General features: G+C 36.5%; 26 protein-coding genes. 10 read left to right on the top strand and 16 right to left on the bottom strand.

The genetic code is table 11. The features are described 5' to 3' along the window. Window positions 1-7 precede the first annotated feature (7 nt). From FIT63_RS01200 to polA, 9 genes are all read right to left on the bottom strand, one after another. Complete coding sequence (locus tag FIT63_RS01200) at window positions 8-1,423, bottom strand: amino acid permease (RefSeq protein WP_140006210.1); 1,416 nt, start codon at window positions 1,421-1,423, stop codon at window positions 8-10. Further along, a complete protein-coding gene (gene hemF, locus FIT63_RS01205) occupies window positions 1,416-2,324 on the bottom strand; it encodes an oxygen-dependent coproporphyrinogen oxidase (RefSeq protein ID WP_140006211.1) in 909 nt (302 codons plus the stop codon). Before hemF ends, FIT63_RS01200 begins: the two co-directional genes overlap by 8 nt. 1 nt (window position 2,325) lies before the next feature. Beyond that, window positions 2,326-2,868 carry an L-threonylcarbamoyladenylate synthase type 1 TsaC gene (gene tsaC / locus FIT63_RS01210; RefSeq protein ID WP_189342306.1) on the bottom strand — a complete coding sequence of 181 codons (543 nt, stop codon included), beginning with the start codon at window positions 2,866-2,868 and terminating at the stop codon, window positions 2,326-2,328. Between the two features lies 1 nt (window position 2,869). Continuing rightward, complete coding sequence (gene purD, locus FIT63_RS01215) at window positions 2,870-4,141, bottom strand: phosphoribosylamine--glycine ligase (protein WP_140006213.1); 1,272 nt, start codon at window positions 4,139-4,141, stop codon at window positions 2,870-2,872. Between the two features lie 3 nt (window positions 4,142-4,144). Further along, entirely contained in the window at window positions 4,145-5,704 is a 1,560-nt protein-coding gene (gene purH, locus FIT63_RS01220; protein ID WP_140006214.1) for a bifunctional phosphoribosylaminoimidazolecarboxamide formyltransferase/IMP cyclohydrolase, read from the bottom strand. Between the two features lie 2 nt (window positions 5,705-5,706). Then, entirely contained in the window at window positions 5,707-5,946 is a 240-nt protein-coding gene (locus FIT63_RS01225; protein WP_140006215.1) for a helix-turn-helix domain-containing protein, read from the bottom strand. Then, the gene (dusB, locus tag FIT63_RS01230; RefSeq protein WP_140006216.1) at window positions 5,946-6,956 is read right to left on the bottom strand and encodes a tRNA dihydrouridine synthase DusB; all 1,011 of its coding nucleotides are present in this window, start codon (window positions 6,954-6,956) and stop codon (window positions 5,946-5,948) included. Before dusB ends, FIT63_RS01225 begins: the two co-directional genes overlap by 1 nt. 73 nt (window positions 6,957-7,029) lie before the next feature. After that, window positions 7,030-7,764, bottom strand: coding sequence for a competence/damage-inducible protein A (locus FIT63_RS01235; protein WP_140006217.1), 735 nt, complete (start codon window positions 7,762-7,764; stop codon window positions 7,030-7,032). 1 nt (window position 7,765) lies between these two features. Next, window positions 7,766-10,495, bottom strand: a complete 2,730-nt coding sequence (polA, locus tag FIT63_RS01240; RefSeq protein WP_140006218.1) for a DNA polymerase I — start codon at window positions 10,493-10,495, stop codon at window positions 7,766-7,768. A 21-nt stretch (window positions 10,496-10,516) separates the two neighbouring features. Here polA and FIT63_RS01245 point away from each other — a divergent pair, with 21 nt between their 5' ends. From FIT63_RS01245 to FIT63_RS01260, 4 genes are read left to right on the top strand one after another with little or no spacing between them, the layout of a single operon-like run. Further along, the gene (locus FIT63_RS01245; RefSeq protein ID WP_140006219.1) at window positions 10,517-11,245 is read left to right on the top strand and encodes an LOG family protein; all 729 of its coding nucleotides are present in this window, start codon (window positions 10,517-10,519) and stop codon (window positions 11,243-11,245) included. Window positions 11,246-11,295: 50 nt separating this feature from the next. Continuing rightward, window positions 11,296-11,640 (top strand): DUF2782 domain-containing protein, encoded by a 345-nt coding sequence (locus FIT63_RS01250; protein WP_420886406.1) that lies wholly within the window; start codon window positions 11,296-11,298, stop codon window positions 11,638-11,640. Window positions 11,641-11,673: 33 nt separating this feature from the next. Continuing rightward, complete coding sequence (locus FIT63_RS01255) at window positions 11,674-12,594, top strand: homoserine kinase (protein WP_140006220.1); 921 nt, start codon at window positions 11,674-11,676, stop codon at window positions 12,592-12,594. Window positions 12,595-12,612: 18 nt separating this feature from the next. Beyond that, window positions 12,613-13,383, top strand: coding sequence for a BPSS1780 family membrane protein (locus FIT63_RS01260; RefSeq protein WP_140006221.1), 771 nt, complete (start codon window positions 12,613-12,615; stop codon window positions 13,381-13,383). On the opposite strand, the gene FIT63_RS01265 is transcribed toward FIT63_RS01260, so the two are convergent. The 3 genes from FIT63_RS01265 to FIT63_RS01275 form a co-directional block, all read right to left on the bottom strand. Beyond that, window positions 13,380-15,536 carry a UvrD-helicase domain-containing protein gene (locus FIT63_RS01265; RefSeq protein ID WP_140006222.1) on the bottom strand — a complete coding sequence of 719 codons (2,157 nt, stop codon included), beginning with the start codon at window positions 15,534-15,536 and terminating at the stop codon, window positions 13,380-13,382. The genes FIT63_RS01260 and FIT63_RS01265 overlap by 4 nt on opposite strands. 91 nt (window positions 15,537-15,627) lie before the next feature. Beyond that, window positions 15,628-17,280, bottom strand: coding sequence for a chaperonin GroEL (groL, locus tag FIT63_RS01270; protein ID WP_139866953.1), 1,653 nt, complete (start codon window positions 17,278-17,280; stop codon window positions 15,628-15,630). Between the two features lie 42 nt (window positions 17,281-17,322). After that, on the bottom strand, window positions 17,323-17,610 hold the full coding sequence (locus tag FIT63_RS01275) for a co-chaperone GroES (RefSeq protein ID WP_046487076.1): 288 nt from the start codon (window positions 17,608-17,610) through the stop codon (window positions 17,323-17,325). A gap of 156 nt (window positions 17,611-17,766) precedes the next feature. Here FIT63_RS01275 and FIT63_RS01280 point away from each other — a divergent pair, with 156 nt between their 5' ends. The 5 genes from FIT63_RS01280 to FIT63_RS01300 are packed head-to-tail and all read left to right on the top strand — an operon-like array spanning window position 17,767 to window position 22,451. Continuing rightward, window positions 17,767-18,843: an aldo/keto reductase gene (locus tag FIT63_RS01280; protein WP_140006223.1), complete on the top strand. Its 1,077-nt coding sequence runs from the start codon at window positions 17,767-17,769 to the stop codon at window positions 18,841-18,843. Window positions 18,844-18,846: 3 nt separating this feature from the next. Further along, complete coding sequence (gene bioA / locus FIT63_RS01285) at window positions 18,847-20,151, top strand: adenosylmethionine--8-amino-7-oxononanoate transaminase (RefSeq protein ID WP_140006224.1); 1,305 nt, start codon at window positions 18,847-18,849, stop codon at window positions 20,149-20,151. A 34-nt stretch (window positions 20,152-20,185) separates the two neighbouring features. After that, the gene (gene dacB, locus FIT63_RS01290) at window positions 20,186-21,550 is read left to right on the top strand and encodes a D-alanyl-D-alanine carboxypeptidase/D-alanyl-D-alanine endopeptidase (RefSeq protein WP_189342307.1); all 1,365 of its coding nucleotides are present in this window, start codon (window positions 20,186-20,188) and stop codon (window positions 21,548-21,550) included. A 26-nt stretch (window positions 21,551-21,576) separates the two neighbouring features. Next, entirely contained in the window at window positions 21,577-22,032 is a 456-nt protein-coding gene (locus FIT63_RS01295; RefSeq protein ID WP_140007140.1) for an FKBP-type peptidyl-prolyl cis-trans isomerase, read from the top strand. Next, window positions 22,032-22,451, top strand: coding sequence for an OsmC family protein (locus tag FIT63_RS01300; protein WP_140006226.1), 420 nt, complete (start codon window positions 22,032-22,034; stop codon window positions 22,449-22,451). The genes FIT63_RS01295 and FIT63_RS01300 overlap by 1 nt, the downstream gene beginning before the upstream one ends. 8 nt (window positions 22,452-22,459) lie before the next feature. Here FIT63_RS01300 and FIT63_RS01305 read toward each other — a convergent pair whose 3' ends face one another. From FIT63_RS01305 to FIT63_RS01315, 3 genes are read right to left on the bottom strand one after another with little or no spacing between them, the layout of a single operon-like run. Continuing rightward, the gene (locus tag FIT63_RS01305; protein WP_046487089.1) at window positions 22,460-22,774 is read right to left on the bottom strand and encodes a DUF2322 family protein; all 315 of its coding nucleotides are present in this window, start codon (window positions 22,772-22,774) and stop codon (window positions 22,460-22,462) included. A 3-nt stretch (window positions 22,775-22,777) separates the two neighbouring features. Beyond that, window positions 22,778-23,398, bottom strand: a complete 621-nt coding sequence (coq7, locus tag FIT63_RS01310) for a 2-polyprenyl-3-methyl-6-methoxy-1,4-benzoquinone monooxygenase (RefSeq protein ID WP_140006227.1) — start codon at window positions 23,396-23,398, stop codon at window positions 22,778-22,780. Continuing rightward, window positions 23,395-24,804, bottom strand: coding sequence for a S41 family peptidase (locus FIT63_RS01315; protein ID WP_140006228.1), 1,410 nt, complete (start codon window positions 24,802-24,804; stop codon window positions 23,395-23,397). Before FIT63_RS01315 ends, coq7 begins: the two co-directional genes overlap by 4 nt. 196 nt (window positions 24,805-25,000) lie before the next feature. On the opposite strand from FIT63_RS01315, the gene FIT63_RS01320 reads away from it, so the two are divergent. Next, entirely contained in the window at window positions 25,001-25,210 is a 210-nt protein-coding gene (locus tag FIT63_RS01320) for an Rdx family protein (RefSeq protein WP_262982093.1), read from the top strand. On the opposite strand, the gene FIT63_RS01325 is transcribed toward FIT63_RS01320, so the two are convergent. After that, entirely contained in the window at window positions 25,207-25,638 is a 432-nt protein-coding gene (locus tag FIT63_RS01325) for a C40 family peptidase (RefSeq protein ID WP_223259247.1), read from the bottom strand. The two genes, FIT63_RS01320 and FIT63_RS01325, sit on opposite strands and share 4 nt — an antisense overlap. Between the last annotated feature and the right edge of the window lie 149 nt (window positions 25,639-25,787).

Consider the following 25,787-nt stretch of genomic DNA (forward strand, 5'->3'; position numbering starts at 1 on the left):
AACCGGCTTAGGCCGGTTTTTTATTTAGGTGACTATGTTTTATTGAATAAGTAAAATAAAAAACAACTCCAATTAACACCCATATTAAAAATCTTTTCCAAGTTTCAACCGGCAAGAAAAACATTAAAGCACCACATGAAAAAATTCCCAAGAGAGGGATAAGAGGATGCCATTTATTTTTAAAAGTTGCCTTATTATTTTTATGAAGTTTTCGTATAAAAATGACACCCAGTGAAACAATCACAAAGGCAGCTAATGTTCCAATATTCACTATCTCAGCTAAAGTGCCAAGTGGTATAAATCCAGCAATTAATGAGATTAGTAGCCCACAATAAACAATAACTTTTATAGGGGTGTTGGTATTTTTGTTCACTTCACATAAAGAATGAGGAAGTAACCCATCTCTGCTCATTGCAAAAATAATTCTTGTTAAAGCGTAATAAAGAACAAGCATTACGGTTGTGAGTCCAGCAATAACACCAGTAGAAACAACAGCAGAAGCCCATTGAAATCCAATTTTTTGCAGCGCATAAGCAACAGGAGAAGATACATTTAGTTCTTGATATGGAACAACACCTGTAAGCAATAATGAAACGATAATGTATATCACAGTGCAAAAAGCAAGTGAGCCAATAATACCTTTAGGCAGATCTCTTTGTGGATTGATTGCCTCTTCAGCGGCGGTTGAAACTGCATCAAAACCAACGTATGCAAAAAAAACTAAAGAAGCACCTGCAAGAACACCAACAGTTTTTCCATCAGGTAATGTCGAAAACCAACCATAAGGCATAAAGGGATGCCAGTTAGCCGGATTCACATTGAACATAGCAACTGAGATAAATAGCGTGATGGTTAAAAGTTTTATAAAAACCATCACAGCATTAAATTTAGCACTTTGCTTTGCTCCAATAATAAGCAAGGACATAATTATTAGTATAATGACCATTGCTGGAAGATTAACTATACCGCCTAATGAAGGAGCTTTAGATAATGCTTCTGGAAGGCCTAGACCTATAGCGGTAAGAGCGTTATTGAAATATCCAGACCAGCCATTTGCAACTGCAGCAATAGACATTCCATATTCCATGAGTAGAATCCAACCAATAATCCATGCAAAGAATTCACCAAAAGCAACATAACTATAACCATAGGCGCTTCCACAGCCACCAATCGATGATGAAAGTTCTGCATAAGCCAATGCTGCAAAAGCGCAAGCAAAGCCTGATACTATAAAAGATAAAATAACTGCAGGACCAGCTTGATTAGCAGCCGCAATACCAGTTAAAACAAATATACCTGTTCCAATGATGCACCCTATGCCTAGCAATGTAAGATCTAATGCACTCAGACATTTTTTTAAATGCGCTGGATGTTTATGGTTAATATTTTTTTTTCGAAGAATTTTTTTAAATAGATTATTCATGACTCAGCCAATCTTTATTCGTTAAAAAATATGTATATAATTTTTCTTCTTTGCTACCTGTTTCTGGTTTCCAATCATATTTCCATTGAACCATTGGCGGCATCGACATTAAAATTGACTCAGTTCTACCATTAGATTGCAAACCAAATAAAGTGCCACGATCAAATATTAAATTAAATTCTACATAACGACCACGTCGATACAACTGAAAGTCTCTTTCTTTCTCTGTAAAATGAATATCTTTTCTTCTTTGAAGAATTGGTAGATAAGCATTTAAAAAAACATCACCTACGGATTTGTTTAAATTGAAAGATTTATCAAAACCTAAACTATTAAAATCATCATAAAAAATACCGCCAATCCCTCTAGGCTCTTTGCGATGCTTTAGATAGAAGTATTCATCACAATTCTTTTTAAATTCTGCATAAAGTTTTTTATCGTATGGATCAAGTATAGTTTTCAGTGTTTGGTGAAAATGAACTGCATCTTCGTCGAAGCCATAATAAGGGGTTAAATCCATACCCCCGCCAAACCACCATATATCGTCAAGACCCTCTTTTTTTGCAATAAAAAATCTTACATTCATATGCACCGTCGGGGCATATGGATTTTTAGGGTGCAAGACTAGTGATAACCCCATAGCTTCCCATTTTCTATTCGCTGCTTCTGGATGAGCAGCGCTTGCCGAGCCTGGTAACTTGTCACCTACGACATGCGAGAATCCAACACCAGCTCTTTCAAATATATTTCCATTTTCTAAAAGGCAAGAAGTCCCACCGCCACCTTCTTTTCGTTGCCATGAGTCATTAATAAAATTTTTCCCATCAACAATTTGAAGTGTTTCGACAATATTTGTTTGGAGATTATTAAAGTACTCAAAAACTACATTTGAATTAATCATATTATTTTCTAATTATTTTTTTACTAACAAAATCTTGAATCGTTGTAGGTTTTTTTTCACTACCAATATTCCCATCAATAATCTTCACTTTAGTCCTAAACAAATTTTTACATGCCCTAAGAGTTTTGATGGATTGTTTATGGCTTAAGTTAGCACTTGTCGAGGTGATTGGAAAGTTGATTGAATTTAATAAATTTAAAGTGCTTTTAACTTTAGGGAGTCTTATAGCAATATTATGACTGCCCCCTCTTAACCATGAGGGACAATAATTAGACGAAGGTACTAACCAAGTATGAGGGCCGGGCCATTTATCCATCATTTCTTTTTTTTGTGTCTCTGACAGATCTTTCATATATGCTCGCAAATGATTTATCTTGGAGCTAATTAAAATAAAACCTTTTGATCGAGACCTTTTTTTTAACCATAGAATTTTTTCTACCGCATATTTATTTTTTGGATCACAACCCAATCCATAACAGGACTCAGTGGGATAGGCTATAACACCACCTTGTTTTAGATAACGGATTAAGCGTTGGTTAGTCAATTTAATTATTATTTAATGCTCTGTAACCTATATCTTGTCGATATTGGGCGCCAGTAAATTTAACAGTACTGATAGCCTCATAAGCTTGAATTTGCGCCTCTTTTAAAGAATTACCAAGCGCAGTGACGGCTAAAACTCTTCCGCCTGAAGTTAGAAGTTTATTATCTTTGTATATAGTACCTGCATGAAATATATAGCTATCAGGAATAATGCGATCTTCAATATGAATTTCATCATTTAGCTTTGGAGACTCAGGGTAGCCAGCCGACGCTAAAACAACAGCTAGCGCTGTTCTTGTGTCCCATTCGATTTCTAATGAATCAATTTGTCCGAGAGCTGCCGTGTATAGAATTTCAAACAAATCACTTTTAAGCCTCATGAGAATGGGTTGTGTTTCAGGGTCTCCCATTCGACAATTATATTCTAATGTTTTTACATCACCCTTTTTAGTAATCATGAGACCTGCGTAAAGGAATCCAGTAAATGGAATGCCATCTTTGCCCATGCCATTGATAGTGGGGTAGATAATTTCATCCATGACTTTAGAATAAATTTCTTTAGTAACTATAGGTGCAGGAGAGTATGCTCCCATACCGCCTGTGTTAGGCCCCATATCATGATCTAAAAGTCTTTTATGGTCTTGACTTGTAGCAAGCGGGAGAATTGTTTTGCCATCACATATAACCATAAAGCTAGCTTCTTCACCTTCAAGAAATTCTTCAATTACAATTTTCGCTCCTGCATCTCCAAATTTATTGTCTACAAGCATAAAGTCAATTGCATCATGAGCTTCATCGACTGTCAGCGCAACAATGACACCTTTTCCAGAAGCTAACCCATCCGCTTTAATAACAATGGGCGCACCATGCTCATTAACATAGTGATGCGCTTCATCTGGCATTTTAAATGTTCTATATTTTGCAGTAGGAATGTTGTGCCTATACATGAAATCTTTGGCAAAATCCTTAGAGCTTTCAAGTTGAGCAGCTTTTTGAGTGGGTCCAAAAATATTCAAATTTTTAGATCTGAATAAATCAACAATGCCTTTGGAAAGTGGCAGCTCTGGACCAACAATAGTGAGGTCAATTTTTTCTTTAATTGCAAAATCTGAAAGAAGATTAATATCGGTCAGATCAATATTGTTGAATTTTGGATTGAGGTGCGTTCCGCCATTACCTGGCGCAATAAAAATAGCATTTATTTTTTTGCTATGAGAAAGTTTCCATGCCATTGCATGTTCTCTGCCGCCACTTCCAATGACTAGAACTTTCATAAACTAATGCCTAAAGTGACGATATCCAGTAAATAACATTACAAGACCTAAATCATCAGCTGCAGAGATGACCTCCTCATCTCTTAAGCTTCCGCCTGGCTGAATAACGCAATTTGCACCAGCTGCGGCAATCACATCAATCCCATCTCTAAAGGGAAAGAAAGCGTCTGAAGCGACCACAGAATTTGTTAAATCAAGATTTGCATTCTGTGCTTTTATAGAAGCAATCTTGGTACTATCAACTCTACTCATCTGACCTGCGCCGATACCTATAGTTTGATTGTTTTTACAAAATACAATGGCATTTGATTTAACATACTTAGCAACTCGCCATGCAAAAAGCATGTCAGCTATTTGTTCTTCATTAGGTTTAAGTTTAGAAACTACTTTGCAATGTTTAATATCTATATTGAAATTGTCTGGTGATTGGACAAGTAAGCCACCACCAATTTTTTTCAATTCAAAAGCATTAAAGCTATTATCGAGCGAAACTTTTAATAATCTAATATTTGGTTTTGATTCAAATATTTTAAGTGATTCAGTATCGTAAGATGGGGCGATTACAACTTCGACAAATTGAGAAATAATTTGAGATGCAGTATTTTTGTCTAACGAAACGTTTGAAGCAATAATGCCGCCGAATGCGGATGTTGGATCAGTTAAAAATGCTTTTTTATAAGCATCGAATAAGTCTTTTGAAGATCCGACGCCGCATGGATTAGCATGTTTTACAATCACGCAAGATGGTAGCTCAAAGCTTTTAACACATTCCCAGGCTGTATCCGCATCATTTAGGTTATTGTATGACAGCTCTTTACCCTGTAACTGTTGAAAGCTTGCTAGTGAGCCTTTATTGGATATTTCATCTACATAAAAAGATGCACTTTGATGTGGGTTCTCACCATAACGTAAATCCATTTTTTTGTTAAACGCGAGGTTAAGTTTGTTAGGGTAAGTTATATTTTTATTTATATCCAGTCCGTTAAGATAATTCGAAATAGCTGAATCATATTTTGCAGTATGCTCAAAAGCTTTCTTGGCCAAACTCAATCTCAAATCTAGATCAAGTGACCCATTATTTTGCCTTAAAGCATCTTCAATAAGTTTGTAGTCCGCTGCATCAGTAACAATTGCCACACCATTATAATTTTTTGCTGACGATCGAATCATTGCAGGACCACCGATATCAATATTTTCAATAGCTTCAGAAAGCGGGCAATTTTCTTTAGATATGGTTGTTTCGAATGGATACAAGTTCACTACTACTAAATCGATTAAAGGTATATTCGATTTAGCCATTGTTTGTAGATGGTTTTCGTCATCTCTCTTTCCAAGTATGCCGCCATGTATCTTTGGATGAAGTGTTTTAACTCTACCATCTAACATTTCTGGGAAGCCAGTGTAATCACTTACTTCAATGACAGGAATATTATTATCAGCAAACAATTTTGCTGTACCACCAGTAGATAAAATTTCAACTTTGTATTTAATTAGCGTCTTAGCGAATTCGATAATACCTTTTTTGTCTGAAACGCTTATGAGAGCTCGTTTGATTTCAATCATGACTAAATATCAATCTTATGTTGTTTTAATTTTTTTCTAAGCGTATTTCTATTAAGGCCAAGGATTTCTGCAGCCTTACTTTGATTGCCTTTTGAAATGCCCATGATGTAACTAATGAGTGGCTTCTCTACCATACCAATGACCATATCGTAAACATTCGTTGGGTGTTCGCCGTCTAGATCTTTAAAGTATTGATCTAGAGATTCGTTTACACAATCAGGAATATCTGTCTTCTTTTCCATTAAGCTACCAACATTTCTTCTTCATACTTTATATAAGGAGATTCGATCGAAAGAAAATTAAAATAATCTTCGATAGTTTTAATTTGTGCATCGACTGTTTCAATTGTATTCATATAGTGTCTAAAATTTGCAGAATTTTTTAATCCTTTTGTGTACCAAGAAATATGTTTTCTAGCAATTTTTAATCCTGCATTTTCACCATAAAAGCTATAAAGTTCATTCACATGAGCAATGGTAGTATTTTTGATTTCATCAATAGACGGATTATCTAAATGCATTCCTGTTTTAAGATAGTGATCAATTTCTCTAAAAATCCAAGGCTTGCCCTGAGCTGCTCTACCGATCATTACCCCATCTACACCCGTATAATCTAAAACATATCTAGCTTTTTCCGGTGAAGTGATATCGCCATTGGCGATGACGGGAATCTTTACTGACTGTTTCACTTTGGCAATGGTGTCATATTCAGCTTCACCCATATATAAACAAGCCCTCGTTCTGCCATGAATAGCTAATGCTTTAATGCCAATATCTTCAGCAATTTTTGCAATCTCTATAGCATTACGATTTTGAGTGTCCCAGCCAGTTCTTATTTTTAGTGTGACTGGCACATTTACAGACTTTACAACGGAAGATAATATTTTTTGCACAAGTGGCTCATCTTTAAGAAGCGCTGACCCAGCCATCACGTTACATATTTTTTTTGCAGGACATCCCATGTTGATATCGATAATTTGAGCGCCATGATCCACATTAAATTGAGCAGCCTCCGCCATCATTTTAGGATCAGCACCAGCAATTTGAACTGATATTGGATCTACTTCGCCTTCGTGATTGGCGCGACGAAGTGTTTTTTGGCTGCCATATAGAAGTGAATTTGATGTCACCATTTCACTTACTGCCATGCCAGCACCAAACTTTTTACAAAGTTGGCGGAAAGGGCGATCTGTGACGCCTGCCATGGGGGCGACTACGAGATTATTTTTAATGGAAATGGAGCCTATTTGCACTGTCGTATATTTACTTAGGGAAAGTTGCCTATTTTATAGGCAAATGGCTTTTTATAAAAGTGAAGACTTCAAATTACTTATGCCATTCATAGCCTAAATTAACAATTTTGACTTGTATTTCTAGCATGGCTTCAGCGACTAATTTTGATGGGCCTTTAACACCAAGCTCAATAGTCTTCATAGGTTCTAATTTTGGGAGGCTAAAAAGTTTAATTTCTGGATATTTTTTTACAATCTCATTCATCAAATCAATCAATTTACTTTCACTTACATCATTTATCCAAACCGAAGCTTCAGCAAAGTCATTTTGATTTAATAGTTCTTTATAGTGAGTATTGAGAATCCATTCAACCATTGGCCAGGCCATTTCTGGGAAGCCTGGTAGGAAATGATGACCATTAATTTTAAATCCTGGGATTTTATTAATCTCATTCGGAATCAATAATGCTCCCTTTGGAATATCTGCCATCAAGACTCTTTTAGGATATGCTCCCTCACCAAACTGTTCTTCAATCAGTTTCACAGCTTCATCATTTCTGGTTAAGTGAAGTTCAAAAGCGTCTGCAGCAGCCTGCCTTGTAAAGTCATCTGGTGTTGCACCAATACCACCAAAAGAGAAAACAATAGTATTGGATTTTATTGATTGTCTGATTGATTGAATAATATCTTTCGAATCATCTTGAATGTATTTCACCCAAGACAATGAAAGGCCATATTTTTTTAATGTTTTTTTTAAGTATTCAAAATGTTTATCTTGTCTTTTGCCAGATAAAATCTCATCGCCAATAATTAAAGTACCAAATTCCATTCTAGTGTGCCGTATCCCAATTCAATCCAACGCCGATATCTACGATAAGAGGAATATCAAGATTTGCAACGCCCTCCATTAAGAGAGGTAATTCTTTTCGTAAAATATTGATTTCGTCTTGAGGCACTTCAAACACAAGCTCATCGTGTACCTGCATAATCATTTTTGTTTTTAAGTGTGTGTTTTGAGAAAGCCATTGATCGACTGAAATCATGGCTAACTTAATGAGGTCAGCAGCAGTGCCCTGCATCGGGGCATTAATTGCTGCTCTTTCTGCTGCAGCTCTTCTAATACCATTCGAGCTATTAATTTCTGGAATCCATAATCGTCTGCCAAAAAATGTTTCTACATAACCTTTATCTTTAGCAAATAATTTCGCTTCCTCCATGTAGCGTTTAACGCCAGGGTATCTGGCAAAATAAGTCTCAATATAATTTGAGGCCGCACTGCGCTCAATACCAAGTGATTTTGATAAACCGAATACACTCATGCCATAAATCAAGCCAAAATTAATCACTTTTGCATAGCGCCTTTGTTCTTGGGAAACACTACCTAGGTCGCAACCAAAGATTTCAGCTGCTGTTGATTTATGAATATCTTCATTATTCTTGAAAGCTTCAAGCAATCGTTTATCTTGAGATAAGTGAGCCATGATTCTTAACTCTATTTGAGAATAGTCTGCAGATAGAATGGACGAGCCTTCATTCGCAATAAATGCTTCTCTTATTTTTCTTCCTTCCAGGGTTCGGATTGGGATATTTTGTAAATTAGGATCTGAACTTGCAAGACGCCCTGTAATTGCTACGGCCTGGTTGTAGCTTGTATGAATCCGCCCAGTGTTGGCATTAATCATTTTTGGTAGTTTATCTGTGTAGGTTGATTTAAGCTTAGATAGACTCCGATGTTCGAGTAATAATTTGGGTAAAGGATAATCTAAGGCTAAATCTTGCAATACTTCTTCATCCGTAGAAGGAGCGCCTGAAGGTGTTTTTTTCAAAGATTTAATACCTAGCTTATTAAATAAAATATCTTGTAATTGTTTAGGCGAGGCGAGATTGAAAGGCTGTCCTGCTAATTGATAAGCCTCTTCTTCTAGCAGTAGAATTTTTTTACCAATTTCATGACTTTGTGCATTTAATTTTTTGTCATCTACAAGCACACCGTTTCTTTCGATCTTTAAAAGGACTCCAGCGGCAGGCATTTCAATATTTTCATAAATAAATTTAAGTGACACATCACTTTCAATTGTAGGATTAAAGAATTGATTTAATTGTAAAGTGACGTCCGCATCTTCAGATGAATAATGAGATGCTACATAAATATCAACCTGATTAAATTTAAGTTGATTCACGCCCTTGCCAGCAACATCTTCATAACTGACACAGGTGTGACCTAGATGCCTTAAGCTTAAATTATCCATGCCATGGCTTTGATGACTTTCCGTCACATAGCTTTGTAACATTGTATCGTGCTTAATGCCTTTAAGATGTATGCCGTGATTTAAAAATACATGCGCATCATATTTAATGTTTTGACCAATTTTTTTAATTTTTTCATCTTCTAACATGGGCTTCAGTAAATTTAATATAGTATCAATTGATAACTGTTCGGGAGCTCCAGGATAATCATGCGCTAAAGGAATATAAGCTGCTTCCCCGGCATTTACTGCTATCGATATACCTACAATTTTTGCCTGCATAGTGTCGAGCGAGTTAGTTTCTGTGTCGACACAGACATATTTTTTTTCTTTAATTTTTTCTAGCCATACATGTAATAGATCTTTGTCGAATATTGTGTCGTATTTTATTTTAGAAATAAAATGACTAGGCGATTTGATAGATATTTTTTCTTCACTACTTTTACCTGATAAATTATTCTCAGAGCTACCTTCTTTAATTTCGTTAAGCCAATTCTTAAATTCAAATCTCTGATATAAATTTTCTAAAGTGGATGGGTCTTGCGCTTTAGGTTTGAAATTATCCCAATTTTTGTCGATATCAAGATCACATCGAATCGTAATAAGATCTTTAGCTTTAGGAATCCAATCGAGCGCTTTCCTTAAATTTTCACCGACGACACCTGAGAATTGAGCAGCATTATTTACGATATTGTCGAGTGTTTGATATTCATTAAGCCACTTCAATGCAGTTTTAGGACCCACTTTTTCAACGCCAGGGACGTTATCTGAGGTGTCTCCAATAAGCGTTAAGTAATCTATAATTTGATTAGGCATCAGCCCAAATTTGTTTTTGACACCCTCTATATCAAGTTTTTCATTCGTCATCGTATTAATTAAAGTGACATGTTTATTAACAAGCTGAGCTAAATCCTTATCGCCTGTTGAGACCACGACATTAAATTGATGTTGGGTGGCTTCCTTACATAAGGTACCAATCACATCATCAGCCTCAACACCCTCTTGAATAAGAATCGGCCAGCCCATCGCTGTAATGGCTTCATGAAGCGGCTGAATTTGAGCTCTTAAATCATCAGGCATCGCTGATCGATTAGCCTTATACTCGGGATAAAGATCATTCCTGAAAGTTTTTCCTTTTGCATCAAAAACGCAAACGCTATAATCAGAAGGGAACTCTTTGTGGAGTTTTCGGAGCATATTTAAGACGCCATAAATAGCTCCAGTAGGTTCTTGGCGACTGTTTCTAAGGTCAGGCAATCCATGAAACGCCCGATAAAGATAAGAAGAGCCATCGACCAATAATAGTGTTTTCATTGTTTAACTTTGAAAGTTTTTATGTCAGCAGATAAAAAGATACCTAAATTTAACGGCCCAGAATTGTTTGATGAAACTCATAACGAGAGTGAATCCTGGTATGCATTTGAAATTATGTCAGAATTTGTTGGCGCTACCGAAAAACTTAAAAAAATAACCCCTGCCGTATCCGTGTTTGGAAGTGCTAGGGTTAGCGAAGATCATCCTTATTACAAACTCACCGTTGATATAGCAGAGGCGCTATCCAACTCCGGGTTTAGCGTTATTTCTGGCGGTGGCCCCGGCCTTATGGAAGCTGTTAATAAAGGAGCTTCTTTAGGCAAGGGCCCTAGCATCGGGCTTAATATTAATTTGCCCCACGAACAAAAATCGAACGACTACCAGGATATTTCGATAAATTTTAAATATTTCTTTATGCGTAAAGTGATGTTTATTAAGTACGCTTCAGCTTACGTCGTCTTGCCAGGGGGATTTGGAACGCTTGATGAATTAATGGAAGTGATCACACTTATTCAAACGGGTAAATCAAGAAAAATTCCTATCATTTTAGTAGGAAAGGAGTTCTGGTCTGGCTTACTAGACTGGTTAAAAGACAAAATCGTAAATGAGGGCATGGCTGAATTAAAAGACTTGAATTTGATCCAAATTCTTGAGGGGCCTAAAGAGATTGTGGATGCAATATTTAGCCATTATGAATCGATTGGTTTTACGCTAACGCCCGCAGAGAGAAAAGCTCAGCTTTACTTGTAAATTATCAAATAAACCATACCATCTAAAGGTTTTTTGCTAGAATCTTGTGTATGAAAATACAAAACACAATTAAAGCTTTTTTATTGGCGACTGTCTTCATGAGCTTAAATGTAATGGCTGAAAAAAAACTTGAGCTTTTGGAAGAAGTGAAGCCACCACCAAAGAATTTTGAAAGCGATATTGTGGATGAGCCTCAAATTACCATCACCAAAAAAGGGGCTGATACGGTCGAAGAATACCGTATTAATGGTGAACTTTATATGATGAAAGTAACACCCCCCGCTGGTGGGCCTTCATATTATTTATTGAAGGAAGATCAAGATGGTGGTTGGGCAAAATTTGATGGCCCTAGCCAGCCTCTCAGTGTGCCTAAATGGGTAATATTTAGATTCTAAATTTTTTTGAAAGGGCTTTAAGCCCTTTTTTTTATGTCAGTTTACACATCAGTTAATATAAAAGAATTAAAAATCTGGCTTCAAGATTATGCTTTTGATAATCTCACTGATTATCAAGGTATTAAGTCTGGGATAACGAATACCAACTATTTTTTGATGACGGCGCACGATCGTTTTGTTTTAACGCTCTTCGAAAAAAATACTATAGAAGATCTCCCTTATTTTGTAGATCTGATGTCCCATCTAGCGACACATTCATTTTTATGTCCCAAGCCTATACTTAAAAAAAATGGCATAGCTTTAAGTATTTTAAAAAATAAACCCGCTTTAATCGTGACATGTTTAAAGGGTAAAGAGGTCACTAACCCTGAAGTCAATCATTGTAAAGCTGTCGGTAAAAGTCTCGCAGAGCTTCACGTGAAGTCAGCCAATTTTGTAGCTCAACATCAAAATACAAGAGACCTTAGCTGGATAAAAAAAACGGCTGAAACCTTATTTAATGAGTTACCTCAAGATGAGAGTAAATTATTAAAAGAAGAGATTCTTTACCAAGAAAAGCAAAATTATAAGCTTCCTAAATCTACTATTCATGGAGATCTATTTAAGGACAACGTTCTCTTTTTAAATGATGAGGTATCAGGCTTTATTGACTTTTATTATGCTTGCACAGACTATCTTATTTTAGATGTGGCTATAGCAGTAAATGATTGGTGCGTGAATAGCGATGGTTCTTTTGATGAGTCAAGACTGAATGCTTTCTTAGATGCTTATAAGAAGATAAGATCTTTTAATGATAATGAAGATCGAGCTTGGAATGATGTATTAAGATTAGCGTCTCTTAGATTCTGGGTTTCAAGGCTTAACGATTTCTATCATGCGGAAGAAGGCGAACTCACCTTCATAAAAGACCCTAACCATTTTAAGAAAATTTTAAAGAAACGCATTAGCGGATAAATTTTAAGGTAAATTGATATGAAAAAAATTACATTCCGAGATTCCATTCGCTGGAATAAAGAAAGCTTCAAACTCTTCAAAAAGACACCCAATCAATCATTGATGCTTAGCTTAGCTTACCTTTTTATTTTTATGCTATTGCCTTCAATGCTTATGATTCAAATCTTTTCAATTGCATCTATATTGATTTGGCCAATATTTTTGGTATTCGCAGTTAACTTCTACAAGACTCACGACAAAAATAAGGAAGAAAATTTTTTAGCCGTATTTGAAAAAATTAAACCTAGGCTTGCAACATTGCTAATGCTTGGCCTCATTTGCTTAATTTATGCGGCTATGGTGACGATGGTTTTAAATTCTGAAATGCAGGGCTTTATTAAACTATCAGAGAATAATAATGAGCTTGTGACAGTAATTAATAATTTTGTGCCCATGATTGGAAAATTAATCCTACTCCTTCTGCCGTTACTTATGGCGACTTGGTTCTCGCCAATGTTGATCGTTTATAACAACTATTCACTCTTCAAATCAATTAAATCTAGTATCGCAGGATGCTTAATGTATATTTTTCCTTTAGGTCTTTCATGGCTTATTTTTTCGACAATAGCGATATTATTTATGTTGTCATGTGGGCTATTAATTGGCGCACTCGCTTCACTCTTTCCCGCTATAGGACCTTCATTAATGAGGGCAATTATTTTCTTTGCATTGCTTGTGATCACATCAGTGATGTTTGCATTTCAATATATTAGTTACCGAGATATTTTTAAGTCTGCTAAAAGCTACTAGTGCTTAAAGAGTTTTGCGTATTCCATCGCAAGCCATTTGGTACCTGCTTTAGTAAATTTAATTTGGATTCTTAAATCATCAGCATTACCTTCATAACCTAAAACGGTTCCCTGGCCAAATTTTTCATGCATGACAGATTCACCAATACGCCAAGTATGTTTCTGCTGGGTAGGTTGTGAATAATTTTCTTCAATCTGATCTATATTATTTTTAAAATTGATTGTGTTAATGTTTTTAACAAGACTCTCAGGGATCTCTTCCAGGAATCTTGATGGCATACCATATCTTGTCTGGCCATGAAGCATTCTTGATAATGCATAACTTAGGTATAGTTTTGATCGAGCTCTTGTCACAGCTACATACATAAGCCTTCTCTCCTCCTCAAGCCCTTTGGATTCAAAAAGACTTTGTTCGTGTGGACATAAACCTTCTTCAAGGCCTGAAATAAACACTACGTCAAATTCCAGCCCTTTGGATGAGTGAATCGTCATGAGTTGGATGGCATCTGAACCCTCACTCGCTTGCATATCACCACTTTCTAAAGAGGAATAATTTAAAAAATCCCCAAGCGGATTTGTAGATTCATTATTATCATTATTAAGAAATGTTGCGGCTGCAGAAACCAATTCATTTAAGTTAGAGACTCTATCTAAACCATCTTTTTCATTGGTATAGTGGTCCTTAAGCCCTGACTCATTAATAATGAGATCAATCATTTGTGGAAGCGTTAATCCTTCAAAGCCGCTTTCAATATGTTTGATCAGATGGATAAAATAAGGTAAGCCTTTTTTGATTGTGGGTGTTTGATCTGATGATTTCACCGCAGCATCCCAAAAGCTGCAACTATCCTGTCTAGAAATATCTTGAAGAATTTCTAATGATCTACTTCCAATACCGCGCGTTGGAAAATTTACAATTCTTAAAAATGCACTGTCATCATTTTTATTTGCAATGAGTCTTAAGTAAGCAATCGCATGTTTAATTTCAGCGCGCTCAAAGAAACGTAATCCACCATATACACGATAAGGTAAGTTGGATGAAAAAATATTATGTTCGAGAACACGCGACTGCGCGTTGCTTCTATAAAGAATAGCAATATGATTGAGCGATACACCTTCCCTATGAAGCATTTTGATTTCATCTACAATAAACTTGGCTTCATCAATATCGGTATGGCCTGTATAAATACGAATGGGATCACCCTCTCCGGCGGAAGTCCATAAGTTCTTGCCTAATCTATTTTTGTTATGATCAATGATGGCATTTGCGGTGTTAAGAATGTTACTTTTAGATCTGTAGTTTTGTTCTAGCTTAATAATTTGTTTGACATGGAAATCTCTTTCAAGATCTTTCATATTGCCAACTCTAGCTCCTCTAAAGCTATAGATAGATTGATCATCGTCCCCTACAGCAAATACAAAACTGCTGTTACCTGCAAGAAGTTTTAACCATTTATATTGAAGTTCGCTTGTATCTTGAAACTCATCAATGAGGATATGTTTAAATCGATCTTGATAGTGCTGGCGAATGGCTATATTTTTTTCGAAAAGTTCATAGCACCTTAAAAGCAATTCACCAAAATCAACCAAGCCTTCCTTTTGACATTGTTTTTCATATTCAAGATAGACTTCATTTAATTTTTTTGAATGTGCGTCGTAACTATCTACATGAGCGGCTCTTAAGCCTTCATCTTTGCAACCATTTATATAGTGTTGCACTTGTTTAGGTGCATAAGTTTCAGTATCTACATTCATTACTTTCATCGTTCTTTTAATTAAAGATAACTGATCTTGGCTATCTAATATTTGGAATGTCTCAGGCAAGCCAGCATCTCTTGCATGCGTTTTAAGAAATCGATTACATAAACCATGGAATGTACCTACCCACATACCTCTTGTATTGATGGGAAGCTGCATGGTAATTCTGTGCAGCATTTCTTTTGCAGCTTTATTGGTAAATGTCACAGCGATAAGACCAAAAGGACTCACTACGTTTGTTTGAATAAGCCATGCAATTCTGGAAGTGAGTACTTTAGTTTTGCCGCTGCCTGCACCAGCAAGAATGAGTGCAGATTCATTTTGAAGTGTTACAGCTTCAACTTGTTTCTCATTCAAATCTTTGAATTGATTCTGGTTGGGAAGGGATGCGTTCATGAGGTGTAATGCTATCCTAATTTATTACCAGATAAAAAAAAGATTAAAAAAAAGACCTCCTAAGAGGTCTTTTTTTATTAATACTTTTGAGTTACATCATGCCACCCATGCCACCCATACCACCCATACCACCCATATCACCACCACCCATTGCTGGAGAATCATCTTTAGGAAGATCAGCGATCATACAGTCAGTTGTTAACATAAGACCCGCAACAGATGCTGCATGTTGTAATGCAGAGCGAGTGACTTTAGTAGGATCTAGCACCCCCATCTCAACCATGTCACCATAAGTTTCATTTGCCGCGTTAAATCCGTAGTTGCCTTTACCAGCTACCACATTATTAACTACTACAGACGGTTCTACACCAGCATTAGCAACAATTTGTCTTAAGGGCTCTTCAACAGCACGAAGCACGATACGAACACCAGCTTCTTGATCTGCATTTTCACCTTTAACCTTTGCAATCGCATCACGCGCTCTAATTAAAGCAACGCCACCGCCAGCAACAATACCCTCTTCAACAGCAGCTCTTGTCGCGTGGAGCGCATCTTCAACACGTGCTTTTTTTTCTTTCATTTCAATTTCAGTCGTTGCGCCCACTTTAATTACAGCAACGCCACCTGCAAGTTTTGCAACACGTTCTTGAAGCTTTTCTTTGTCGTAGTCGCTTGTAGCTTCTTCAATTTGTGTTTTGATTTGAGCAATACGTGACTTAATATTTTTCTCATCAGCAGCACCATCAATAATGATAGTGTTTTCTTTACCCACTTCAATTCTTTTCGCTTGACCTAAATCTTCAATCTTAATCGTTTCTAATTTCAAACCTACTTCGTCTGAAATTACTGTAGCACCTGTAAGAATTGCAATATCTTCAAGCATTGCTTTTCTTCTATCACCAAAACCTGGCGCTTTAACAGCGACAGTTTTTAAGATACCGCGAATATTATTTACAACTAAAGTAGCCAGCGCTTCACCTTCAATATCTTCAGCGATAATCAGGAGAGGGCGGCTTGATTTAGCTACTTGTTCAAGCGCAGGAAGAAGATCTCTGATATTAGATATCTTTTTATCATGTAAAAGAATAAAAGGATTATCTAATAATGCAATTTGTCGGTCCGAATTATTAATGAAATAAGGTGATAGATATCCACGATCAAATTGCATACCTTCTACAACATCTAATTCATTTGTTAAGCCTGAACCATCTTCAACTGTGATCACACCTTCTTTGCCTACTTTATCCATCGCGTCTGCAATGATTTGTCCGATAGAGTGATCAGAGTTAGCAGAGATTGAACCCACTTGAGCAATTTCTTTACTTGTTGTGCATGGCTTACTTAATTTTTTAAGCTCAGCAACGCCAGCCTCAACAGCTTTATCGATACCTCTTTTAAGATCCATTGGATTCATACCTGCAGCTACTGATTTCATACCTTCGCGAATAATCGCTTGAGCCAATACTGTTGCCGTAGTTGTGCCATCGCCTGCGATATCAGAAGTTTTAGATGCAACTTCTTTAACCATTTGCGCGCCCATGTTTTCAAATTTATCTTTAAGTTCGATTTCCTTTGCAACTGATACACCATCTTTAGTGATCGTTGGTGCTCCGAATGAACGCTCTAGCACAACATTTCTACCTTTAGGGCCGAGTGTGACTTTAACTGCATTTGCTAAAATATTTACACCGGTAATCATTTTTTGGCGAACGTCGTCACCAAATCTTACGTCTTTTGCTGCCATTTTTTATTTCTCCAAAATATTTACGAATGAATGTTTAAGGCTTTATTCAACAATGCCCATGATGTCTTCTTCACGCATCACAAGTAATTCTTCACCATCAACCTTAACTGCTTGGCCAGCGTATTTTCCAAATAGAACTTTATCGCCCACTTTGACGTCTAGCTTTTTAACACTGCCATCTTCGAGAATTTTTCCATTTCCCACAGCTTGCACTGTGCCTTGGTCTGGTTTTTCTGTTGCGCCGTCAGGTATAACAATGCCTGATGCTGTTGTACGTTCTTCTTCAAGACGCTTTACAATTACGCGATCATGTAAAGGGCGAATTTTCATTTCATATTCTCCTAATAGTGTATTCTTTGAAAGTTAATCAAAATCGAAAACATGAGTGATTAGCACTCAATGTCATAGAGTGCTAATAATAGGGACGAAAGTCTAAAATTTCAAGTGTTATTTCGTTAAATATCTGAATCTAAACATTATTTTTATATGAGCTATTACATAGAAAAGCAAGATTATCGAAGGTTGGGGCAGTCGGATTTGCTTATTTCGCCCATTACTCTGGGCACCATGACTTTTGGCGAGCAAAACACAGAGTCCGAAGCATTTTTACAGCTCGACTGGGCAATATCACATGGCATTAATTTTATTGATACCGCCGAAATGTATCCAGTGCCACCTAAGCCAAATACTTTTACTGTAACAGAGACGATTCTGGGCCATTGGCTCAAAAAACAAAAGAGAGAAGAGATCGTTTTAGCCACCAAAGCTGCGGGACCAAGAAGATCATTAAATTGGATTCGCAATGGACCTAAAGCCTTAGATGAAAAAAATTTACGTGAGGCACTTGAAGGTTCATTAAAAAGACTTCAAACAGATTACATTGACTTATATCAACTTCATTGGCCCGAAAGAAATGTGCCTATGTTTGGCCAATATAAATTTGATCCCAGCGCTGAAATAGAAGAGTCAAAATTAAAAGAATGGGTATCTATTCATGAACAATTAGAAGCCCTTGAAAAGCTTGTGCAAGAAGGCAAGATTAAATACATTGGCATCTCAAATGAGCAATCCTGGGGTGTGATGGAATTTATTCGTATTGCGAGAGAAAAGAAATTACCTCTTATAGTATCAATTCAGAATTGTTATAACCTCATCAACAGAGGAATAGAGTTTGGTATGACGGAAATTTTATACCGAGAAAAGATTGGATTTTTAGCCTATTCCCCCTTGGCATTTGGACATCTCACTGGAAAATATTTAAAAGATATCGACTCTAAAGGGCGCGTGACACTTTTTAAAGGTTTCGCACAAAGATACGACAAGCCCAATGTCTTCCCTGCTGTGAAAGCTTACGAAATATTAGCATCGAAACATGGAATGACGTTGACCGACATGGCCTTAGCATTTGTATACCATCACTGGTTTGTGACATCAACCATTATAGGTGCAACATCGCTTAATCAATTAAGAGAAAATGTTGAAGCGTATAAGAGAAAGCTATCTAAAGAACTTTTAGATGAAATTGAAATCATTCATCTTACTCATATGAACCCAGCACCTTAATCTATGAAAAACCAGTACTACATCGATAGAAGTTTAAAGAGCTTGTGGAATCCATGTACACAAATGAAAATTCAACAGGCGCAATCTATTATCCCGATTAGGCGAGGTGAAGGTGTTTGGCTATACGACTATGATGATAAAAAATATTTAGACGCGATCAGTTCTTGGTGGGTTAATTTATTTGGCCACAACCAAAGTGAGATTAAAAAATTTATCACAGATCAACTCGATCTCGTTGAACACATCATGCTCGCAGGTTTAACTCATGAGCCCGCTATAAATCTCTCTGAAAAATTAAGCACACTTACAAACCTGGGCCATGCTTTTTACGGTAGCGATGGATCTAATGCGATTGAAATTGCTATTAAGATGAGCGTGCATTATTGGAAGAACAAGAGTCAGCCAAGAAAAAATAAAATTATTTATTTGGAGAATAGTTATCACGGTGAAACGCTCGGAGCTCTCTCTGTGACGGACATTAAACTTTTTCGTAAAAATTACGCTTCACTAATTAAAAAAAATAATCTTATCAAGACACCTGACTGGCGATATGCAGATAAAGGTGAGACAGCTGAATCTTATGCATTAAGATGTATTCAAGATTTAGAAATATATCTTCAAGAAAATCACCAATACATAGCTGCTTTTATTCTAGAGCCTCTTGTGCAATGTGCAACAGGAATGGGAATGTATCATTCAGTCTATTTAAGAAAAGCAAGAGAGCTTTGTACGCAATACGAAATTCATCTCATTGACGATGAGATTGCGGTAGGTTTTGGAAGAACAGGGAAAATGTTTGCATTCGAACATGCAAATATAAAACCTGATTTTATTTGCCTCTCAAAAGGATTAACCGGAGGATATCTTCCCTTATCAGCTGTGCTCACAAGGGATGAAATTTATATGGCTTTCTATGAGAATAAGATAGAAAAAGGCTTTCTTCATTCTCATAGTTACACCGGCAATCCTCTTGCTTGCAGTGCTGCATTAGGAACATTAAGTTATTTTGAAGGCCATGATGTAATTAATCAAAATAATAAAACCTCAGCATATATTTCAGAGCGCATGAAGATACTTGCAACATTACCTATTTCTAACGCTAGAAATATAGGCATGATATGGGCGTTTGATCTAGAGGAAGTCACAAAAAAAACACTGAAAAAAATAAGCATGAAAGCGATTAATCGCGGCCTTTTAATAAGACCAATAGGCCAAACTATCTATTTTATGCCCCCCTATGTCATTAATCATGATGAGATTGATTTCATGATTGATACCACTCTTGAAGTTATTGAGTCATCCTTATAAATTGCGAATACTATTTTTTATTTATATCATATGGGTGACTAACGCATTCGCAGATACGGATATTGATGCAATAAATAAGATACTTAATCGTTCCGAGTTATCAAAAACGAATTACACGCTTTACATTAAAAATATTTCGAAACGCAATAAAGTGTTTAGTTATAACGAACAAAAAGCGTTCAACCCGGCTTCCTTAATGAAGCTTGTCACAACCTATACTGGATTGCAGATTTTAGGCCCACAGTTCCAATGGAAGACAGAGGTACTTTACAAAGGTGCCTTAAAAAATAAACATCTTTATGGCAACCTTATTATTAAAGGTTATGGTGACGCTACGCTTACATATTCAGATCTTTCTGAAGTTATCGAAAAAGTTCAGCAAAAAGGTATTCAGCATATTCACGGCAATATTATTATTGAGGAAAGTTTTTTTGGAGAATTACAGAATCAGGATTTTATTGATGATAAGAAGTATCGTGCCTATAACGTAAATCCAAAATCTTTTGTCGTGAATCAAAATACTATCAACTTTAATTTTTCAATTGAAAATGAAAAAATTAATATACAAACTTTCCCTGAGCTTCAAATGCTTAAGGTTATTAACCATTTAAAATTTACCGACCAGGGCTGTAATGCTTGGAAAGATAATCTTGGTTACGAGGTAGAGACAAAATCTAATGTTACGGAGATTATATTTAATGGTCACTACGATAAAGCTTGTGAGAGTAAGGATATTGATTTATCTGTCTTGAGTGCCAATCGCTTATTTAATGGTCTCTTTGAAAAGCTTTGGAAGATCCATGGGGGGAGTATTGAGGGCGAGTTTAAAAATACATATCAAAATACCACAGATGCACTTAAGTTCTATGAGCATCTATCCAGACCCCTAAGTCTTGTCGTAAGAGATATTAATAAATATAGCCAAAATTTATTAGCTAGAAATCTATTGCTTACCATGCTGGCAGAAAATAATGGTAATCCTATAACCGAAAATGAAGCGGGAAGATTCGCCAAAGAATCTTTGATGAAAGAGAAAATGAAACTTGATTCACTCGAAATCGATAACGGCGCGGGACTATCAAGAAAAGCAAAAGTGAGCGCAGAAGATCTGGGCTTCTTGTTAGAAAGAGCATATGACAGTCTTTATATGCCTGAATTTGTAGCATCGCTACCAAATCTAGGCACAGATGGTACCTTGAAGAGTAGAGGAAAAAAATTATCTGTCGCTAAGCATGCTTATTTAAAAACCGGTAGTATTCAAAATGTCAGCGCTATTGCAGGATATATTTTTGATAAAAATAATGATGTGAAAGTTTTTGTATTTATAGCGAATGATCCTAAGGCAAACGAATCATCTAAAATACAAGATGATCTAATTGAATGGACTTATCTTAATTAAACTTGAGGAATGTTAATATGCGATATATGAATGCAGTTAAATTTATCTTAGCTTTTGGAATTATTTTATTTAATATTGATTTAGTTTTTGCTGAATCAAAAATCCCACAAAAGGAACTGAAATTGGAAAAAAATATCACTACATTAGTCATTAAAGATACCACTCTAGGAAATGGACGACAAGCTGAAAAAGGCCTTGCAGTGACTGTTCATTACACCGGCTGGTTATACGACCCTAATCAAAAGGATGGTAAGGGTAAAAAGTTTGATAGTTCATTAGATCGCAATGACCCTTTCGTATTCAATTTAGGTGGTGGTCAGGTAATACGAGGCTGGGATGACGGCGTGGATGGTATGAAAATTCATGGTAAGAGAACACTCATTATTCCTCCAGACATGGGCTATGGTGCTCGAGGCGCAGGTGGAGTGATTCCACCAAATGCCACTTTAATTTTTGATGTTGAGTTGCTCGGAGTTAAATAATGAAAGCCCGGGTTAAGTGGGTTGAGAATGTATGTTTTATAGGAGAGTCCGAGTCAAATCACTCAATGATCTTAGACGGGCCCGAGGAGTTGGGCGGCAGAAAATTAGGTATGCGACCTATGGAAATGCTACTTATTGGTATGGGAGGTTGTACATCATTTGACGTAGTCACTATTCTTAAGAAATCAAGACAAGCTATTAGCGACTGTTATGCTGAAATTGAAGCTACGAGAGCTGAGACAGTGCCAAAAGTATTCACTAGGATCCATATTCATTTTGTGCTAAAAGGTAAGGACTTAGATAAAGATCAGGTAGAGCGTGCGATTAAGTTATCTGCTGAAAAATATTGCTCAGCTTCGATTATGCTATCAAAATCAGTTGAAATTACGCACGATTTTGAAATTAAAGAAGACGCCTAAACGCTAAATTAATTTTTAATAATTTTCAAATCAAGTGGCTCTTCATTTTCCATAATAGAAAGAAGACGATCAACATTTGGATGTTTACCAGGATTCTTTTGTGCATCTTCTGTATGCTCTGAATACAAATCAAGACCTTCAATTGCTGCGTCTAAAGTTATTGCACCAAAAAGTTTCCAAAGATGTTGATAGACTTTAATTGATCCTTGGCTGCCAGGCTTATTTTCGATAGCACCAACTAAAGTATTATTTTTATAAATCTCTATACGATCAATGTGATCTGAGTTGTCTAGCGTTAATAGGATATCGTTAAATTTTTGCATTGATTAAATTTTTGCAGAAAGTGTGGTCATCAATTTTGAGGTTAATGACATTACTTTTTTTATCTTGCGAGGCAAATCAATCCCACCTAACTCTTTTGCCTTGATTGCATGTTGCTCTTCATCATCTGCCATTACTTCTAAAATCTTATTAGTCTTAAGATCATTTTTAGATATCTTATCTAAGTGACCTTTTAAATGCTGAGTGACTTGTCGTTCTGTTTCAGCTAAAAACCCTAAGTTATATTTTTCACCTAACATACTTGCAAAAGAGCCCATTAAAAACGATCCTGTATACCAAATAGGATTAAGAAGGCTTGTTTTGCCACCCAGTTCATGAATTCTAGTATTACACCAATTCAGATGATCAATTTCTTCCTTAGAAGCTTTTTTTAAGGATTCTGCTCCTTCACCACGCGGATTAAAAAGAAGTTGTCCGCTATACAAAGCTTGAGCGCAAACTTCACCTGTATGGTTTACACGCATCAATTCGACCGTGCGTTTTTTTTCGTCAGGGGTTAATTCGGCATCTTCAATGTGAAGATCGGGTCTTGGTCTTGAGCCCTTAGGTTTAGCAAATAGAACCTTCAGGCCCTTATCAAACTCAATGATGAGGTCATCAATCATTTGTTTTGAATAATTTGAAGGCCTTTGAGGATATTCATAGCTTCTTGGAATTGCTTATCCGCTTTACTTGTAGGCTCAATCGGACCTGGTGGTGTTTCGGAAGTTTTCTTTTTCTCTTCTTCAGATTTTTTGACTGGTGGCGCTGAAGGCTTACTGTCTTTATCTTTAGGCGCAGTATTAGCATCAGCATCTTTTGGATTTGAAAGATGGTTTGTGAGATCTGCTTCTTTAGTCATGAATGTAGGATCACTTCCATCATCGACAATGATATCAGGCACAATCCCTTTGGCCTGAATTGATCTGCCCTTGGGTGTAAAGTATCTTGCTGTCGTCATCTTGATCGCCGTACCATTATTCATAGGTAGAATACTCTGCACAGAACCTTTACCAAAACTTTGCATGCCTACGATCAAAGCCCTCTTGTGATCTTGGAGCGCACCCGCCACAATTTCAGATGCAGATGCTGATCCGTTATTCACTAAAACAGCCATGGGAGTTGTTCTAATATCCTCTGGAAAATCTTTGAGGTAATCGTCTTTACCGCCGCCTTTAAGGTAATCTCCTGGAACAGCTGTTAAGTTCATTTTTGAATCTGGTGCACGACCTTCGGTATAAACAACTAAGTCACCTTTAGGTAAAAATGCTGCAGATACACCGACAGCAGCATTTAATAAGCCACCAGGATTATTTCTAAGGTCAAGCAATATACCTTTAAGAGGCGCTTTATTTTGCTGACGAAGGTTTTTTAAGAATTTCGCTAAATCTTCACCAGTATGTTCTTGAAATTGAGCGACGCGAACGTAAGCGTAATTTGGCTCAACAAGCTTTCCTTTAACACTTTGTGACTTGATGATGGCACGAACTAAAGTAAAAGTTAAAGGTTTAGTTTCTCCTTTTCGTAATACAGTGAGAACAATATTGGTACCTGGTTTGCCACGCATTTTTTTAACAGAGTCATTAAGCGTTAAGCCTTTAGTAGAAGTGTCATCTAGTTTCATGATGAGGTCGCCGCTCTTCAAACCAGCTTTATAAGCTGGACTATCTTCGATCGGAGAAATCACTTTTACAAAACCATCTTCCATGCCGACCTCAATACCAAGACCACCAAACTCACCTTGGGTGGCTTGATTTAAGTCCTTAAAATCTTCAGTATTTAGGAAAGAAGAATGAGGATCAAGGCCTGTTAGCATGCCGTTGAGTGCTTCGTTAATAAGCTTCTTATCTTCTACAGGCTCAACGTAGTCAGATTTAATTTTGCCAAAGACTTCGGCAAAAGTTCTAAGCTCATCAATAGGTAAATTATTTTTTTCAGCTTTATCCGCAAAGACGGTTAAATTTAAACTGATCAGAACACCGATAATAGCGCCACAGGCTATAAGGGTAAATTTTTCGAATTTTGAGCGCATGAATGACTTTCGTAATAAGCTATTAAGCAGTAATTATTTAATAATAGAGCATTCTGTCTTTTTGTTTACCTTATATCAATAGGCTTTAATAAATATATTTTAAGAATAACTTTAAACCATGGGAACTAAATCTAAAACATATAAAATCGAGATTCAATTTTGTACGCAATGTGCCTGGCTTCCGTGACCCTCATGGATGATGCAGGAGATATTGACGACTTTTCAAGGTGAAGTTATATCAGTCACATTAACCCCAAAGTCAGGCGGTATTTTTGAAATTTTCTTGGATAAAGAAAAAATCTATTCTAGATCAGACTTCGGAGGATTCCTGGATATTAAGGACGTGAAAAAATTGATTAGGGATAAGATTAGTCCAGGAAAAAACCTAGGTCATACCGATCTTTAGAGTGTTTCTGCTGGATCAACTCTTGTTGCGCCATTAAATCTTTTAAGCCAATAGTTTTTTGTAAGATTTTCGACGCGAATAGTTTTACCTGTGCGTGGCGCATGAATAAATTCATTATTTCCCACATAAATACCTACATGAGAGAACTTAGATTTTCTTGTGTTAAAAAACACAAGGTCCCCTGGTTGTAAGTCTTCAAATTTAATAGTTTCGCCCATCTTACTAAGCGATCTAGCGCTTGGCGGAAGGCTTAAATTTAAAGCTTGTTCAAAGACGTATTTTACAAACTGACTGCAATCAAAACCCGTTTCTGGTTTTGAGCCACCTAACTTATATTTAATACCCGTGAGTTCATAAGCTTTGTCAATGATGAGAGGGATTTTGTTAGCCCATTGCTTATCAGTTGTTGGTGTTAATTCTGAAGGCACCACTATTTCTTGACTGCTTAAATTTATTGAATCAACTTCCGCCCAAGAGGGGCTGGAAAATGAAAGTATTAAAAGGATGAGCAGCGCTTTGAAATTCATAGTTTGAAAATGAGTTAATTTAAGACATTTTACCATTTATAGAGCGTTTG

This window comes from Candidatus Methylopumilus planktonicus (assembly GCF_006364715.1).
GTDB lineage: Bacteria > Pseudomonadota > Gammaproteobacteria > Burkholderiales > Methylophilaceae > Methylopumilus > Methylopumilus planktonicus_A.

What these genes read in the sequence shown, in the direction of transcription:
- FIT63_RS01200 (WP_140006210.1), bottom strand. Translation starts at nt 1,423, where the DNA reads ATGAATAATCTATTTAAAAAAATTCTTCGAAAAAAAAATATTAACCAT.
- hemF (WP_140006211.1), bottom strand. Translation starts at nt 2,324, where the DNA reads ATGATTAATTCAAATGTAGTTTTTGAGTACTTTAATAATCTCCAAACA.
- purD (WP_140006213.1), bottom strand. Translation starts at nt 4,141, where the DNA reads ATGAAAGTTCTAGTCATTGGAAGTGGCGGCAGAGAACATGCAATGGCA.
- purH (WP_140006214.1), bottom strand. Translation starts at nt 5,704, where the DNA reads ATGATTGAAATCAAACGAGCTCTCATAAGCGTTTCAGACAAAAAAGGT.
- FIT63_RS01225 (WP_140006215.1), bottom strand. Translation starts at nt 5,946, where the DNA reads ATGGAAAAGAAGACAGATATTCCTGATTGTGTAAACGAATCTCTAGAT.
- FIT63_RS01235 (WP_140006217.1), bottom strand. Translation starts at nt 7,764, where the DNA reads ATGGAATTTGGTACTTTAATTATTGGCGATGAGATTTTATCTGGCAAA.
- polA (WP_140006218.1), bottom strand. Translation starts at nt 10,495, where the DNA reads ATGAAAACACTATTATTGGTCGATGGCTCTTCTTATCTTTATCGGGCG.
- FIT63_RS01245 (WP_140006219.1), top strand. Translation starts at nt 10,517, where the DNA reads ATGTCAGCAGATAAAAAGATACCTAAATTTAACGGCCCAGAATTGTTT.
- FIT63_RS01250 (WP_420886406.1), top strand. Translation starts at nt 11,296, where the DNA reads ATGAAAATACAAAACACAATTAAAGCTTTTTTATTGGCGACTGTCTTC.
- FIT63_RS01255 (WP_140006220.1), top strand. Translation starts at nt 11,674, where the DNA reads ATGTCAGTTTACACATCAGTTAATATAAAAGAATTAAAAATCTGGCTT.
- FIT63_RS01260 (WP_140006221.1), top strand. Translation starts at nt 12,613, where the DNA reads ATGAAAAAAATTACATTCCGAGATTCCATTCGCTGGAATAAAGAAAGC.
- FIT63_RS01265 (WP_140006222.1), bottom strand. Translation starts at nt 15,536, where the DNA reads ATGAACGCATCCCTTCCCAACCAGAATCAATTCAAAGATTTGAATGAG.
- groL (WP_139866953.1), bottom strand. Translation starts at nt 17,280, where the DNA reads ATGGCAGCAAAAGACGTAAGATTTGGTGACGACGTTCGCCAAAAAATG.
- FIT63_RS01275 (WP_046487076.1), bottom strand. Translation starts at nt 17,610, where the DNA reads ATGAAAATTCGCCCTTTACATGATCGCGTAATTGTAAAGCGTCTTGAA.
- FIT63_RS01280 (WP_140006223.1), top strand. Translation starts at nt 17,767, where the DNA reads ATGAGCTATTACATAGAAAAGCAAGATTATCGAAGGTTGGGGCAGTCG.
- bioA (WP_140006224.1), top strand. Translation starts at nt 18,847, where the DNA reads ATGAAAAACCAGTACTACATCGATAGAAGTTTAAAGAGCTTGTGGAAT.
- FIT63_RS01295 (WP_140007140.1), top strand. Translation starts at nt 21,577, where the DNA reads ATGAATGCAGTTAAATTTATCTTAGCTTTTGGAATTATTTTATTTAAT.
- FIT63_RS01300 (WP_140006226.1), top strand. Translation starts at nt 22,032, where the DNA reads ATGAAAGCCCGGGTTAAGTGGGTTGAGAATGTATGTTTTATAGGAGAG.
- FIT63_RS01305 (WP_046487089.1), bottom strand. Translation starts at nt 22,774, where the DNA reads ATGCAAAAATTTAACGATATCCTATTAACGCTAGACAACTCAGATCAC.
- coq7 (WP_140006227.1), bottom strand. Translation starts at nt 23,398, where the DNA reads ATGATTGATGACCTCATCATTGAGTTTGATAAGGGCCTGAAGGTTCTA.
- FIT63_RS01315 (WP_140006228.1), bottom strand. Translation starts at nt 24,804, where the DNA reads ATGCGCTCAAAATTCGAAAAATTTACCCTTATAGCCTGTGGCGCTATT.
- FIT63_RS01320 (WP_262982093.1), top strand. Translation starts at nt 25,001, where the DNA reads ATGATGCAGGAGATATTGACGACTTTTCAAGGTGAAGTTATATCAGTC.